16 protein-coding genes, 1 tRNA gene and 1 pseudogene are annotated in these 13,694 nt (G+C 70.0%); 12 read left to right on the top strand and 6 right to left on the bottom strand.

What is annotated here, in order from left to right; translation table 11 throughout:
- The first annotated feature begins 8 nt into the window (after positions 1 to 8).
- Positions 9 to 953: a ribose-phosphate diphosphokinase gene (locus V1227_RS31925; protein WP_329788973.1), complete on the top strand. Its 945-nt coding sequence runs from the start codon at positions 9 to 11 to the stop codon at positions 951 to 953.
- On the opposite strand, the gene V1227_RS31920 is transcribed toward V1227_RS31925, so the two are convergent.
- Entirely contained in the window at positions 954 to 1,580 is a 627-nt protein-coding gene (locus tag V1227_RS31920; protein ID WP_329788972.1) for a TetR/AcrR family transcriptional regulator, read from the bottom strand.
- 111 nt (positions 1,581 to 1,691) lie between these two features.
- Here V1227_RS31920 and V1227_RS31915 point away from each other — a divergent pair, with 111 nt between their 5' ends.
- The 3 genes from V1227_RS31915 to V1227_RS31905 all read left to right on the top strand — a co-directional run bounded on the left by V1227_RS31915 (position 1,692) and on the right by V1227_RS31905 (position 3,801).
- Positions 1,692 to 2,741, top strand: coding sequence for a medium chain dehydrogenase/reductase family protein (locus V1227_RS31915; protein WP_329788971.1), 1,050 nt, complete (start codon positions 1,692 to 1,694; stop codon positions 2,739 to 2,741).
- Between the two features lie 154 nt (positions 2,742 to 2,895).
- Complete coding sequence (locus tag V1227_RS31910) at positions 2,896 to 3,195, top strand: TetR-like C-terminal domain-containing protein (protein ID WP_329788970.1); 300 nt, start codon at positions 2,896 to 2,898, stop codon at positions 3,193 to 3,195.
- Positions 3,196 to 3,213: 18 nt separating this feature from the next.
- A complete protein-coding gene (locus V1227_RS31905) occupies positions 3,214 to 3,801 on the top strand; it encodes an ABC transporter permease (protein ID WP_329788969.1) in 588 nt (195 codons plus the stop codon).
- 4 nt (positions 3,802 to 3,805) lie between these two features.
- Here the strand turns inward: V1227_RS31905 and V1227_RS31900 are convergent, their stop codons facing one another.
- From V1227_RS31900 to V1227_RS31890, 3 genes and pseudogenes are all read right to left on the bottom strand, one after another.
- On the bottom strand, positions 3,806 to 4,141 hold the full coding sequence (locus V1227_RS31900) for a hypothetical protein (protein ID WP_329788968.1): 336 nt from the start codon (positions 4,139 to 4,141) through the stop codon (positions 3,806 to 3,808).
- A gap of 67 nt (positions 4,142 to 4,208) precedes the next feature.
- Positions 4,209 to 4,468, bottom strand: a pseudogene (locus V1227_RS31895) (Prokaryotic metallothionein).
- A 137-nt stretch (positions 4,469 to 4,605) separates the two neighbouring features.
- A tRNA-Pro gene (locus tag V1227_RS31890) sits at positions 4,606 to 4,679 on the bottom strand.
- Between the two features lie 106 nt (positions 4,680 to 4,785).
- Between V1227_RS31890 and V1227_RS31885 the strand changes: the two genes are divergently transcribed.
- Both V1227_RS31885 and V1227_RS31880 read left to right on the top strand, forming a co-directional pair.
- Complete coding sequence (locus V1227_RS31885) at positions 4,786 to 5,901, top strand: J domain-containing protein (RefSeq protein ID WP_329788967.1); 1,116 nt, start codon at positions 4,786 to 4,788, stop codon at positions 5,899 to 5,901.
- Between the two features lie 164 nt (positions 5,902 to 6,065).
- Positions 6,066 to 6,710, top strand: a complete 645-nt coding sequence (locus V1227_RS31880) for an RICIN domain-containing protein (protein ID WP_236215939.1) — start codon at positions 6,066 to 6,068, stop codon at positions 6,708 to 6,710.
- A gap of 248 nt (positions 6,711 to 6,958) precedes the next feature.
- On the opposite strand, the gene V1227_RS31875 is transcribed toward V1227_RS31880, so the two are convergent.
- Positions 6,959 to 7,714: a hypothetical protein gene (locus V1227_RS31875; protein ID WP_329788966.1), complete on the bottom strand. Its 756-nt coding sequence runs from the start codon at positions 7,712 to 7,714 to the stop codon at positions 6,959 to 6,961.
- Positions 7,714 to 7,977, bottom strand: coding sequence for a hypothetical protein (locus tag V1227_RS31870; protein WP_329788965.1), 264 nt, complete (start codon positions 7,975 to 7,977; stop codon positions 7,714 to 7,716). Before V1227_RS31870 ends, V1227_RS31875 begins: the two co-directional genes overlap by 1 nt.
- A 119-nt stretch (positions 7,978 to 8,096) precedes the next feature.
- Here V1227_RS31870 and V1227_RS31865 point away from each other — a divergent pair, with 119 nt between their 5' ends.
- The 6 genes from V1227_RS31865 (at position 8,097) to V1227_RS31840 (ending at position 13,667) form a co-directional block, all read left to right on the top strand.
- Complete coding sequence (locus tag V1227_RS31865; RefSeq protein WP_329788964.1) at positions 8,097 to 8,663, top strand: HhH-GPD-type base excision DNA repair protein; 567 nt, start codon at positions 8,097 to 8,099, stop codon at positions 8,661 to 8,663.
- A 105-nt stretch (positions 8,664 to 8,768) separates the two neighbouring features.
- Positions 8,769 to 9,671, top strand: coding sequence for a hypothetical protein (locus V1227_RS31860; RefSeq protein ID WP_329788963.1), 903 nt, complete (start codon positions 8,769 to 8,771; stop codon positions 9,669 to 9,671).
- A 39-nt stretch (positions 9,672 to 9,710) separates the two neighbouring features.
- A complete protein-coding gene (locus tag V1227_RS31855; RefSeq protein WP_329788962.1) occupies positions 9,711 to 11,087 on the top strand; it encodes a serine/threonine-protein kinase in 1,377 nt (458 codons plus the stop codon).
- A 111-nt stretch (positions 11,088 to 11,198) separates the two neighbouring features.
- Positions 11,199 to 11,909 (top strand): ABC transporter permease, encoded by a 711-nt coding sequence (locus V1227_RS31850; protein WP_329788961.1) that lies wholly within the window; start codon positions 11,199 to 11,201, stop codon positions 11,907 to 11,909.
- On the top strand, positions 11,902 to 12,699 hold the full coding sequence (locus tag V1227_RS31845) for an ABC transporter permease (RefSeq protein ID WP_329788960.1): 798 nt from the start codon (positions 11,902 to 11,904) through the stop codon (positions 12,697 to 12,699). Before V1227_RS31850 ends, V1227_RS31845 begins: the two co-directional genes overlap by 8 nt.
- Entirely contained in the window at positions 12,696 to 13,667 is a 972-nt protein-coding gene (locus tag V1227_RS31840; protein ID WP_329788959.1) for an ABC transporter ATP-binding protein, read from the top strand. Before V1227_RS31845 ends, V1227_RS31840 begins: the two co-directional genes overlap by 4 nt.
- Positions 13,668 to 13,694 lie beyond the last annotated feature (27 nt).

Below are 13,694 nucleotides of genomic sequence, written 5' to 3'. Positions count from 1 at the left end.
TTCGGGGTGTGCGTGACATCGCTGTCTTCAGTGGTTCTGCCCATCCCGAACTCGCCGCCGAGATCTGCGGCCATCTCGGCGTCGACCTGTCGCCCAGCCGCCTGACCCGGTTCGCCAACGACTGCCTCGAGGTGCAGCTGCAGGCGAACTGCCGTGAGCGGGACGTGTTCCTGATCCAGCCGCTGGTGCCGCCGGTGCAGGAACACCTCGTCGAGCTCCTGCTGATGCTGGACGCTGCCCGTGGCGCCTCCGCCGCGCGCACGACCGTCGTCCTGCCGCACTACGCCTACGCGCGTTCCGACAAGAAAGACGCGCCGCGGATCTCGATCGGCGGACGCCTGGTCGCCGACCTGATGGTGGCCGCCGGGGCGTCGCGCGTGCTGGCGATGACGTTGCACTCACCGCAGGTGCACGGCTTCTTCTCGGTGCCCGTCGACCACCTGCACGCGTTGCGCGAGCTCGCCGCGCACTTCTCGCAGCACGACCTGTCCAACACCGTCGTCGTGTCGCCGGACCTGGGCAACGCCAAGGAGGCGGCGCACTTCGCGCGCATCCTCGGCCTGCCCGTGGCGGCGGGCGCCAAGCAGCGGTTCGCCGACGACAGGGTGCAGATCTCGACCGTGATCGGCGACGTGACCGGACGCGACGTGATCGTGCTGGACGACGAGATCGCCAAGGGCTCGACCGTCATCGAGCTGCTGGACAAGCTGCGCGAGCGCGGCGCCGGGTCGATCCGGGTCGCCTGCACGCACGGGCTGTTCTCGTCGGGCGCGCTGGAACGGCTGCAGGCGTTCGACGACGTGCTGGAGATCGTCGCCACGAACACCGTGCCGATCCCGGCGGAGAAGTCCGTGCCGAAGCTGCGGGTGCTGTCGATCGCGCCGGCGATGGCCGAGGCCATGCGCCGGATCAACGTCGGCGAGTCGGTGTCGACGCTGTTCGAGGCCCCGTAGTCACCTGAGGTGCGCGAGTGCCGTGATCAGGCGGTCCCCGACGTCGTCCGGTCCCGGCATCTTGCGCACCACGGCCCGCTGGTGGGCGAGGCCGTGCAGTCCGAGCCACAACGCCACCGCGTCGCCGTGGAGGTCCTCGCTGGGGTGCGCGACGCCCTCGTCGACGCACACGCCGAGGACCTCGGCGAGCAGCCCGAACGCCTCCAGGCCGAGCGAGTCGAGGTCGTCGTCGGTGATCGAGGTGTCCTCCGCCGACGGCGTCCACAGGCCGCCGAACATGATCCGGTAGCGCTGCGGGTGCTCCTCGGCGAAGCCCAGGTAGGCGTTGCACACCGCGAAGAGCCGTGAGCGCCCGTCGCGGTCCGCCCTGTCGTCCGCCTCGCGCAGGACGGTGGTGAGCTTGTCCATCTCCCCCTGCACGACCGCCAGCATGATCGACGGCTGGTCCGCGAAGTGCGGGTAGATCGACGGTGCCGCGATCCCCACCTTGCGCGCGACCGAGCGCAGCGTGACCGCGCGTTCGTCGCCGCCCTCGTCGAGGAGCGCGAGAGCCGCCTCGATGATCTCGTCGCGCAGTTTCCCGCCCTCGCCGCGGCGGTTGCGCCTGCGCGGTTCCGTGTTCGTCACGGCCGTAACCATACACCTGAAAGTTTATCAGCGTTAGGTCTTGCGCTCGTCAGCTTACGGTCGTTAGCTTATGTTCGTAAGCACAGCCGGAACCCCCGCTGAGGAGCCACGATGAACGCCACGACCGCCACCACCCGCGCCACCGAGGTCGTCCTGCCGGGCGTGGTCGAGCCCGACGGCCTGCACGTCCGGGTCCGCGACCTCCCCGCGCCGGCCCGGGGCCAGGTCGTCCTGCGCATGGACGCCACCGGCGTCAGCTTCGCCGAGCAGCAGATGCGCCTGGGCAAGTACTACGACCAGCCGCCGTTCCCGTTCGTCCCCGGCTACGACCTCGTCGGCACGGTCGTCGCCACCGGTCCGGGCGTCGACCGCGACCTGCGGGGACACCGGTTCGCCGCGGTCACGAAGGTCGGCGCGTGGGCGAGCCACCTGGTCGTCGAGGCCGCCGACCTGGTGCCCGTGCCGGACGGCGTCGAGTCGGCCGCCGCCGAGGCCGTGGCGGTCAACGGCGTCACGGCGTGGCAGATGCTGCACCGGACCGCGAGGGTCGAGCGCGGCGGCACGATCGTCGTGCTGGGCGCGAACGGCGGCGTCGGCTCGACGCTGGTGCAGCTGGCGAGGCACGCCGGCATCAAGGTCATCGGCACGGCCTCCCCGCGCCACCACGACGCCGTGCGTGAGCTCGGCGCCGCGCCCGTCGACTACCGCGACCCGGACATGTACGCCCGCATCCGCGAGCTGGCCCCCGAAGGCGTGGACGCCGTGTTCGACCACGTCGGCGGCCCCGGCCTGCACGAGTCGTGGCGGCTGGTGCGCCGCGGCGGCGCGCTGGTCAACTACGGGACGGCCGCGACCAAGGACGAGCCGGGCAGCGGCATGCTGCCGGTGCTCGAGCTCTTCGGGCAGCTGATGGTGTGGAACCTGCTGCCCAACGGCAAGCGCGCGGGCTTCTACAACTTCTGGGCCGGCAAGCGCTTCCGCACCGCGACGTTCCGCGCCCGGCTGGCCGAGGACCTCACGCAGGTGCTGCGCCTGGTCGAGGCCGGTGTGCTCACGCCGCAGATCGCCGCGCGCATCCCGTTGCCGGACGCCGCCTCGGCGCTCGCGCTCGCCGAGTCGCGCACCGTCCTCGGCAAGGTCGTCATCGTCCCCGAGCCGTGAACCGGCCCGGCTGCCGCCGGGTGGTCCTGGCGGCGGCGACCGCCCTCGTCGACGCGGAGCTCGCCGTGACGCTGCGAGCCGTGTCCCGCGAGGCGAACATCCCCACCCCGTCGATCCACCCGCAGTTCCCGACGCCGCGGCGATCTTGCTGGCCGTGTGCCACGAGGCCTTCGTCGAACTCGAAGCCGCCGTCCTCGCCGCGACCGACGCCTGCTCGGCAGGCCTCGCCTACCTCGACTTCGCCGTCGCGCACCCCCGCCGCTACCGCGTGATGTTCGGTGCGGCCGACCTCTCCGACCAGGCGATGCGGCTGTTCACGCAGGTCCTCACCGACCCAGGCCGCGCCATGGCGTTGTGGCTGGGCCTGCACGGCCTCGCCGACCAGCGCGCCTCGATCAGCCGCTCGCCCGCCTTCGCCGCTCTCGCACCACGACTGATCGCCTCACTCATCTGACTTCCGAAAGGCCCCGCCGTGAACGCCACCGCCCTGCCCGCCACCGCCGCCGTCCCGTCCACCGAGGTCGACAACCGCGCCGCCTACCTGGGCTTCGCGTTCGCCTACGTCTTCGGCCACGGCTCCGCCCTGCTCTCCAGGGCAGAGCTGGTCACGATGCCGGGCTGGCTGCCGATCGCGTTGCTGGCCACCGGCCTCGTCGCCGGCACGGTCTTCGCCATGACCGCCTCACTGCGGGCCCAGCGGTTCGCCCCGGCGTCCCGGCGCCGCGCCGAGAAGCGGGTCGGCACGGCCTGGGTCACCGGGTTCGCCGCGCTCGCCCTGGCGGTCACCGGCCTGAGCACGGTGTTCGAGAAACCAGAGCTGCAGACCGTGCTCTGGCCCGCCGGCTCGACCATCGTGGTCGGCCTGATCTACATCGCCGAGGGCGCCGTCCGCGGCAACGCCCTGCACCACAACCTCGGCACGTGGCTCGCCCTGGTCGCCGCCGCGGCGCTGTTCGTGCCGGGAGCCGGTTTCTTCGGCGTGCTGGCCGTGCTGGGCGGCGCCGCCTACCTGCTGGCCGCGTTCCTGGAGCCGCGCCGCCTCAACGCCTTGGCCTTCTGAGGCCTCAGAGCTGCACTCGCACCGTGACGCGACCCTTGTCGTCACGGTGCGATGTCGCATGTCCGGTCCGTTGCGCGCCATCGATTTCCAGCGTCAACGGGCCGCCCTCGCCGTTGAAGTTGCGCCACCACGTCTTGGCGTCCGGCATCATCACCCTGATGTCGACGACGTCGCCTTTGCGTTGGTAGCCAACGGGCGTGCTGAACGTCCGACCCGACTTGCGGCCCGTGTAGGTCACGACGGTGATGCCCCTGCGCACAAGCTTCCCGACGACCGGCACGTCGCGGAGCCCCACGACCAGCCGGTTGACGCGGCCCACGACCAAACTCTTGAAGTTCATGCCCGCCAACGTATCCGAGCGGGGGCGCCGAGGTGCCGCCGCTCGTGCCGCTCAGCCCGGTCCCGGGTCAGCCGGGGTGGGCGCCGACGGTGTCGCGGATCTGGGCCCCAGGTCGGCCGAGCCCGACCGCGCGCAGTGGGCGCAGCAGAAGAACCTGCCCTCCACCTCCACTCCGTGCCCGATCACCCGGCAGTCGCAGTGCTCGCAGCGGGGCGCGAGGCGCTGGATCGCGCACTCGAAGCTGTCGAACGTGTGCACGCCGCCACCGACGGTGCGCACCTCGAAGGCCATCCAGTACTCGTTGCCACAGACGTCACAGGTCGCCATGCGCGGAAGACTGCGGCAGGTCCGCCGGGTCGGCAACTCGAGCGCCGAGTCGCGCGACCAGCGCCTTCGCGGCCATCACCCGATAGGCGTCCTCTCCACAAAGGACGGACAGGGCGAACGCGGGACATCCCGGAGAGCGGGACCGGCCGGATTCGAACCGGCGTTCTCCCTCCGTCCCGGAGGGCGCGTCGACCACTGCGCTACAGGCCCCATCGCCACCGCGACACCCACACTAGACGCCGAAGTGCGGACCGTATGCCCTGCGAAAGTGTTGGACCCAATAAGGTTCACGGACCAACCTCGGACTGGACGGTGTCGTGCCAGGGATCGACTACTACGAGTTGCTCGGTGTGAACCGGGGCGCCAGTGCCTCGGAGATCAAGTCGGCTTACCGCTCGCTCGCCAAGGTCATGCACCCCGACGCGGGTGGGACGTCCGGCGGCTTCCGCCTGCTCCAGGAGGCCTACGAGACGCTGAAGGACCCGGTCCGGCGTGCCGACTACGACCGCCCCGCCGCGCCACCGCCCCCGGTCGTCCGCCCGCCCGCACGCCCGCGACCTCGCCGAACAGGCCACACGGGCCGGCTGCGCGACTTCGGCGACGACCCGAGCTTCATGCCCCCGCGCCCCCGCGTCGACCTCGGTTCGATGGACTGGTGGCACCGCATCGACCTCGGCCAGCGGGTCCGCTACGTGCCCGCCACGGGCCTCGGGCACGCCCCCGCGGCCGCCGCGATCAGCGGGTGGCTCGTCCTGCTGATCCCGTTGACGATGACCCCGTCACCGCTCCTGCTGGCCATCTGGCTACCCCTGGTGGCGGCCGCCGGTTACGGGGCGTTCCGGCTGGTACGCCGCTACCTGGCCCTCGCAAGGGCCGAGCGGGCGTTCGCCGGGGAGTACGACGGGAACACCATTTTCGGCCGTCCGGGTGAAAACAGACGCGAACGGCTGACCGCCGGACTGCTCACGGAGTACTTGACGCAACTACCGGGCGTGCGCATCTTCCACGGCCTCGCCTGGCCCGGCTCGGTGTTCGCCGACGTCGACCACGCCCTGCTGTGCGGACGCCGCCTGGTCCTGATCGAGTCGAAGTCGTGGCTGCCCGGTCACTACTACTGCGACGAGGACGGCGAGCTCTGGCGCAACGGCCACCCGTTCCGCGGCGGCGCCTCCCAGCTCCTCGACAGCGTCGACCGCTTCGCCGAGCTCCTGCCGTGGCTCGAGATCCGCGGCGCCGTGATCGTCTACCCGAGCCGCGCCGGCGAGGTCACGTGCGACGACGACCTCGACTTCGACGTGCCGCCGATGACACCGGAGCAGTTCGTGCGCGAGATCGGCGACTGGCTGGCCGACGACCCGGCAACAGTCGACCGCGAGGCGTTGCGCGTCCTGGTGCGCCAGGTCGTCTCCGAAGTGCGCGTGGCCGGCGCGTGACTCGTTTCGTCCCCCACGAATTGCGGTCGAATTGAGTCGAAAAGGCTCTTGACGGGCGACTTGCGGCCTGAAAGATTGTCGTTGTTCCTGGGGGAGCAAGAGTTGAGCGTCGGGGGACGCCCTCCCATGGACTTTTTCAGTCGCGCAATCATGGGGGACTTCACGTGAAGAACGTCATTCGCAGAGTTTCTGTTGCCGTCGCGGCCGCCGCCGCCCTGATGTCGATCACGGTCGCGCCCTCCTCGGCCGCGCCGAAGTTCGAGCCGTACGACCTGCCGAACGTGGGCACGCAGGCGCAGGCCAAGGCCGCCGCCGTCGGCGAGGCCATCTGGACCGCCATCATCCCGAAGACGACGGACATCAACTACGGCGCGAGCGTCGACCGCTGCGCCGACATCGCGTGGAACTCCGTGGACAACGGCGCCCGCGCCATCCTGTTCGACTGCTACGGCACGAACAACCAGAAGTGGGCGCCAATCTGGGTCGCCGGCACGGGCACCCAGTACGGCACGGCGATGTTCATCAACGCCAACTCCGGCAAGTGCCTCGACCTGGCCAGCGGCTCGGCGGCCAACGGCGCCCACGTGATCCAGTGGAACTGCCACAACGGCCCGAACCAGCAGTGGGAGGTCGTCCTGCCCACCGGCGCGGACCCGGCCACCTACGACGGCCCGATCCTGTTCAAGAACCGCGCCACCGGCAAGTGCCTCGACACGGACAACGGCGGCATCGCCAACGGCACCGGTTTCCTGCAGTGGGACTGCCACGGCAACCCGAACCAGCTGTTCTCGCTCTACAAGTGGATCTAATCATCTGAAGTACACCTGAAATGGCCGCCCGCGCATTTCCGCGGGCGGCCACAGCCATTTCCACGCGAGCCCGTCCGGCGATCGGAAGTTCTCACCGGACGGGCTTTCGGACGTCCGCTCCCGGTTCGGCGGAGCACCTCGCCGGGCCGCGTGCGAGGATTTCGCCTCGCGCAGAACCGAAGCCGACGGCCTGCTAGCCCAGGACCGGTTCGCGCTGTTGCTCGCCCAGCACACTGCCTGACGTATGGCTAGCTGCTCTCTTCGAGCAGCTGAGCAGCGGCTTGTGGGTCCATCATGTTCGAGTAGATCTGCTCGCCAGGACGGAGCGCCCGATCCGGCATCGCGAACTCCGGGTACCAGCCGTCCCTGTCGCAGCCGGGAACCATGTCCAGAGCGATGGCCACGAAGTTGTCGGGCACCGAGCCAGTGATCCAGACGGCTACGTAGGTGCCCCTGTCCTCCACACCTCGAACGAGCACGCCGAGCTCCGCGCCGGCGACCTCACCAACGTGCTCGTGCCCGTCGAGCAACGATGCGCACACCAGACGCCGCACCGTTTCGTTCATGGCTCGCAGCATCCGGACCGCTGCCTCAGCTTGGTACCGATCGAGGTCGTCCTTATTCGCGAGCCATTGGCCACAGAACGTGGACGATCTCAGGGGCGGACTGTGCTCAGCGTTGTACCTGGCGCGTGCGGCAACGGCCGCAGTCGCGAGTGCTTCGTAGAAGTCGTCACGACTTCCCGCTTCCCGGACTCCAGCCGTGACCATCCAACCGGGGTCTCCCGCCTCGACGACGGCTCCGCGCCAACGCTGGACTTTGACCTTGAACATGACCACGTCATCGATCGAACGGATCCGCTCACGCGGACCCGTCGGCTGAGCGAACTGCTCGTTGGCTTTCCTGATCAGCAGGTGATCGATCTCGTCGAGCGGCTCGTCGATGGGCGGCAGAGCCAAACCCAGATCTTCACGAAGACACCGAATGGTGGGACGAACGGTCATCAGGACTCGCGGACCCCACCAAGCTCATCGAGGCGTTCCTTGGACATGCCCGTCAGAGCGGCGACTTGACTGGTTCGAGTGCCGTCGAGCGTCTCCATCGTGCGGCGCAGCGCGGCGTTGATCTCTTCTCGCCTCGCACCCAGGTACTCACGAACAGCCGCAGCCAGCAAGTCCTTCTGGGACATGTGCAGAGCAGTCGCACCATGCGCGATCAAAGCGTGCGTCTCTTGATCAACTTTGACAGGAGAGGACTGAGCAGCCATCACACACCTCCGGTACCCAAGGATACTCTGGTACCAGCGACGGTCAAACTGTCATCCTCGATCGCAACACGGAACCTGCACGACGGCCCCTTTCACGCCTCTATGCGATGCTCTCGCCCATGACCCGCACGGTGTGCCTCGCGCAGAACCCGGAAGCCGACGCCCTGCTGGCCGAAGACCGGTTCGCGCTGTTGCTCGGCATGCTGCTCGACCAGCAGATCCCGATGGAGAAGGCGTTCTCCGGCCCCAAGGTCCTCGCCGACCGCATGGGCGGCCTGGACGTGCACCGCATCGCCGAGGCCGACCCCGAGGAGTTCGCCGCCGTCATGGCCACGCCGCCCGCCGTGCACCGGTTCCCCGGTTCCATGGCCAAGCGGGTGCAGGCGCTGTCGCGGTTCGTCGTCGAGACCTACGACGGGGACGTGACGCGGATCTGGGCCGGCGGGGACGGGGCCGCGGTGCTCCGGCGGCTCAAGGCGCTGCCCGGGTTCGGGGACCAGAAGGCCAGGATCTTCCTCGCCCTTCTGGGCAAGCAGTTCGGCGTCACGCCTGCCGGGTGGCGGGAGGCGGCCGGCCACTACGGCGAGGAAGGAAGCCGTCGCAGCGTGGCTGACGTGACGGACCAGAAGTCGCTGCTCGAGGTGCGCGACTTCAAGAAGGCCGCGAAGGCCGCCGCCAAGAAGTAGCCCTGCCGGTCGCGCTCTGGTGCACTGGATGCTCGCCGCCTGCTCATACGGGGTACCACCCCCGTGGGAGAAGGGGCGTTTGCGTTGCGCATCAAGGCGATTGGCGTGTGCACGGTCGTCCTGCTCGCTGTGGCGAGCAGTCCGGTGGAGGCCGCCACGAGGTGGCCCGGTGACTCGGCGACCAGGACCGCTGACGGCAGGGACGTGGTCGGCGAGAACCTCAGCGGGGTGTCGTTCGAGAGCCCCGGGGTGGTGTGGGCGGTGAAGAACGGGCCGTCCACGCTCTACCGCCTCGTGCCGGGCAGCGGTGGTGCGTGGGAGGTGGACCGGGAGCGGTCGTTGCGCTTCGCGGACGGGCGGGGCGACCCCGATGCCGAGGGTGTCGTCAGCACGCCGGACGGGTTGTTCGTCGTCGCGGAGCGGGACAACGACAACGGTGACGTGAGCTCGCCGGTGGTGTTGGAGGTCGGCAGCGGCACGGTGGCCGAGTGGGAGCTGCCGGGCATGCCGCCGGTGGGTCCCAACGACGGGCCCGAGGCGATCTCGTGGATCCCGGACTCCTACCTGACGGCGCAGGGGTTCAGGGACGACACCGGGAAGCTCTACGACCCGGCCGACCACCCGTCGCACGGGACGGGGTTGTTCGCGGTCGGGCTGGAGGCGACCGGCGGGATCTTCCTGTACGCGCTGCGGGACGGCGGCGCCGAGCTCGTCGCGGAGTTCGCCGGCGGGCAGGCGCGGGTGATGGGCCTGGAGTGGGAGGGAACGCGGCTCTGGGCCACGTGCGACAGCAACTGCGGCGGCCGGGCCACGACTCTCGCGGTCGTCGACGGCAGGTTCGAGGTGACGGCGACGTACGACCGGCCTTTCAAGCTGCCGAACGTGAACCTCGAAGGCTTCGCCGTCTCGCCGAGCTGCGTCAACGGCAAGAAGGTCGTGCTCTGGGCGGACGACGACAACACGGGCGGCCACGCGCTGCGCAGTGGTGCGTTGAGCTGCACGGTCTAACCGCCGGGGTTGTCGGAGCGCGGAGTTAGGCTGCCGCGCGTGACCGCACCCCACATCCCCGGCCTGACGGAGCTGAGACCTCTGGGCGCGGGCGGCTTCGCCACCGTCTACACGGCCCACCAGGCGCAGCTCGGTCGCGACGTCGCCGTCAAGATCGACAACCGGGTGCTCGTCGACGAGCGCGACCGGAGGCGGTTCCTGCGCGAGGCGCAGGCGGCGGCCAAGCTGTCGGGCCACCCGCACGTCGTCGGGGTGCACGACGCGAACATCACCGGTCACGGCTCGCCGTACATCGTCATGGAGCTGTGCACCGGCGGGTCGCTCGCCGACCAGCTCGACGCGCGCGGGCCGTTGCCGCCCGAGCAGGTCCGCGACCTCGGCATCAAGCTCGCGGACGCGCTGGCGGCGGCGCACGCGGAAGGCGTGCTGCACCGGGACATCAAGCCCGCCAACATCCTCGTCGACCGCTACGGCACGCCGAAGCTGGCCGACTTCGGGCTCGCGGCGCTGCTGGACGCGCAGGGCGGCAGCACGGTCACGCGGGACGCCCTGAGCCCCAGCTACGCGCCGCCCGAGGCGTTCGCGATGGCCGAGCCGACACCGCAGGCCGACGTGTACTCGCTCGCCGCCACGCTCTACACGCTGCTGGCGGGCAAGCCGCCGCGGCCGGTGCCGTGGCCGATCACGAGCTTCGACCAGCTCGGCGAGGTCCTGCGCCGGCCGGTGCCCGCGGTGCCGGGGGTGCCGGCCGCGCTGCACGAGGCCCTGGCGCGGGCGTTGCACCCGGACGCGAACCTGCGCACGCCGAGCGCGGCGCAGCTCCGCGACGAACTGGTCGACCCGATGCGGATGCCCACCGTGCCGGTTCCTCCCCCGCCGGGGCGCAAGCCGTGGCCCCTGGTCGCGGCGGCCGCGGGGCTCGTCGCCGTGGTCGTGGCGGGCGTGCTCGTCTGGAACCCCTTCGAGGGCCGGGACCAGCGGACCGCCCAGGGCGCCGGACCGTCGACGACGCAGCCGGGCGGTGCGGAGGACATCCCGCCGTTCCTCAAGAAGTGCGATGCCGGGTTCTGCGTGGACCAGTCGACCTGCTTCCGCGGCATCACCACCATCGGTGGCATGCCCGCCGTCGCGCGCAAGGTCGGCAGCTGTGCGAACGAGCACTACTGGGAGGCGTTCGGCGGCGGCTGGCTGTCCGGGGACATCCCGGCGGTCGACTCCGACGAGCTGCTGGCCTCGGCCGAGGTCAAGGACGTCTGCACGCCCGCGTTGATGAAGGCGAGCACGAGGCCGACCGTCGACACCACCGGCTGGGAGATGGCCGCGGTCGGGTTCAAGGACGGCACCCGCAACTACTTCCTGTGCCTCGGCGCGGAGCCGGGTGCGGGCGAGGTCGTCACCAGCGCGTTCGGCAGCTGAGAAATCCACTTGCGACGGTCGCTAACGTAGACCGACGTGCGTGTTCACGCCGATTTGATCATTGCCGGCTTCCGAAGGTACTCGACCTACCGACAAGCGATGCTGGCCGGGATGACCGCGAACGTGGTCTTCGGCCTGCTGCGGGTCGCCATCCTCGCCGCCGCGCTCGAGGCGGCGAACGGCGAGATCGCCGACTACGACATCGCTGCCACCAACACGTACGTCTGGATCGGGCAGGGGCTGCTCGGGTTCGTCCTGCTGTGGGGGACCAACGAGCTCGCCGAGCGCGTGCGATCCGGTGACGTCGTCGTCGACCTGTACCGGCCCTGGCACCTGCAGAGCGCCATGCTCGCGCAGGACCTCGGCCGCGGCGGTTTCGCGTTCCTGACCAGGCTCGCGCCGCCGGTGGTGTTCGGCATGCTGCTGTTCCCGTTCCAGTTCCCGGCGAGCTCCGCGCAGTGGCCGCTGTTCCTGGTCAGCGCGGTGCTCGCGCTGGTGGTCAGCTTCGCGTGCCGGTTCCTGATCGACGCCAGCGCGTTCTGGCTGCTGGACAACCGGGGGCTGTACGGGTTCTGGAACGTCACGTCCGGCCTGCTGTGCGGGCTCACCGTGCCGGTCTCGTTCTTCCCGGGGTGGGCTCGGGACGTGCTGTGGCTGACCCCGTTCCCCGCGTTGATGCAGGCGCCGATCGACGTGTTCCTCGGGCACGGCGACGCGGCGGGAACCCTTCTGCACCAGCTGTTCTGGGCCGTGGCACTGCTCGGGGCCGGTCACCTGGTCCTGCAGCGCGCGGTGCGCAAGGTGGTGGTCCAGGGTGGCTGACACCATCTACCCGAGGCTCATCGGCGCGCGGCTGAGGAGCCAGATGTCCTACCGCGCGTCGTTCGCGCTCGACCTCGCCACGCAGGCGCTGGCGCAGTGGGTCGAGCTGGTCGTCATCCTCGTGCTGTTCAGCCACGTCGACGCGCTCGGCGGGTTCACCGAAGAAGAAGTGCTGCTGATGTACGCGTTCGCGGGCATCGCGTTCGGCATCGCCGACCTCTTCGCCGGGCAGCTCGACAACCTGCCGACGTACATCCGCGCCGGCACCTTCGACGTGCTGCTGCTGAGGCCGCTCGGGACGTTGCCGCAGATCATGGTGTCGGACGTCCGCCTGCGCAGGGTCGGGCGCATCGTCGGCGCGCTCGCCGTGATGGTCTACGCGCTGGCGCACGTCAGCGTCACCTGGACACCGGCGAAGGTCGCGCTGACCATCGCCACGCCGCTGGCCGGTGCGGTGATCTTCAGCGCGATCTGGGTGGTGACGTGCTCGGTGTGCTTCTGGATCGTGGAGGGCCGCGAGTTCGCCAACGCCTTCACCTACGGCAGCGGCGCCTTCACCTCGTACCCGGTCAACGTCTACTCCGCCCCGCTGCGGTGGGTGATGGCGTTCATCGTGCCGGGGGCGTTCGTCGCGTACTACCCGAGCCTCGCGCTGCTCGGGAAGCAGGACCCGCTCGGCCTTCCGGGCTGGGTCGGCTGGACATCACCGCTCGTCGCGGCGCTGGCGGCGGGGGTCGCCGCGCTGGTGTGGCGGTTCGCGGTCAGGCACTACCGGGGAACGGGATCATGATCGAGGTCAGGGAGCTCCGCAGGGAGTTCAGGATCGCCACGTCGAAGGGCCTGCGGCGCAACCACAAGACCGTCACGGCGGTCGACGGCGTCACGTTCGGCGTGCGGGCCGGTGAGGCGGTCGGGTACGTCGGACCGAACGGCGCCGGCAAGTCCACGACGATCAAGATGCTGACCGGGATCCTCGTGCCGACCAGCGGTCACCTCAGGGTCGGCGGTGTCGACCCGTCGAGGCAGCGGCGCGATCTCGCGCGCCGCATCGGCGTCGTGTTCGGCCAGCGCAGCCAGCTGTGGTGGGACCTGCCGCTGCAGGACAGCTTCGACCTGCTCAGGTCCATCTACCGGGTGCCGGCGCAGGACTACCGGACGCGGCTCGACGAGTGCGTCGAGCTGCTCGGCCTGCAGGAGACGCTGCTCACCCCGGTGCGGCAGCTCTCGCTGGGCCAGCGGATGCGGGGCGAGATCACAGCGGCTCTCCTGCACGCACCCGAGCTGCTGGTGCTCGACGAGCCGACGATCGGCCTCGACCTCGAGTCCAAGGAACGCCTCCGGGAGTTCCTGGCGGACATCAACACCCGCCGCGGCACCACCCTCCTGCTCACCACGCACGACCTGGACGACATCGAACGCCTCTGCCCGCGGCTGATGGTGATCGACCACGGCCGGGTGCTCGCCGACGGCCCGCTCGACGAGCTGCGCGCCGAGGTGACCCCGGAGCGCGAGCTCGTCATCGACCTCCGGGAACCGGGACCGGCGCCGGACGTCCCAGGAGTGACGGCGGTGCGCAGCGAGGCGGGCGGACTGCGACACCACCTCACGTTCAGGAGAGCGGAGACGACGGCGGCGCAGTTGATCACCCAGGTGGTGCGGCAGGTGGAGGTCCACGACCTCGCCGTCGTGGAGCCGGAGATCGACGACGTCATCCGGAAGCTCTACCAACGGCAACTGGATCAAGACGCACATCGGTAGAGTCGTCGGTAACACAAACGGACACTT

Source organism: Lentzea sp. DG1S-22 (genome assembly GCF_036321065.1).
GTDB lineage: Bacteria > Actinomycetota > Actinomycetes > Mycobacteriales > Pseudonocardiaceae > Lentzea > Lentzea jiangxiensis.
Note: the sequence above shows the minus strand (reverse complement) of the source record. Positions and strands in the feature narration are given on the sequence as shown.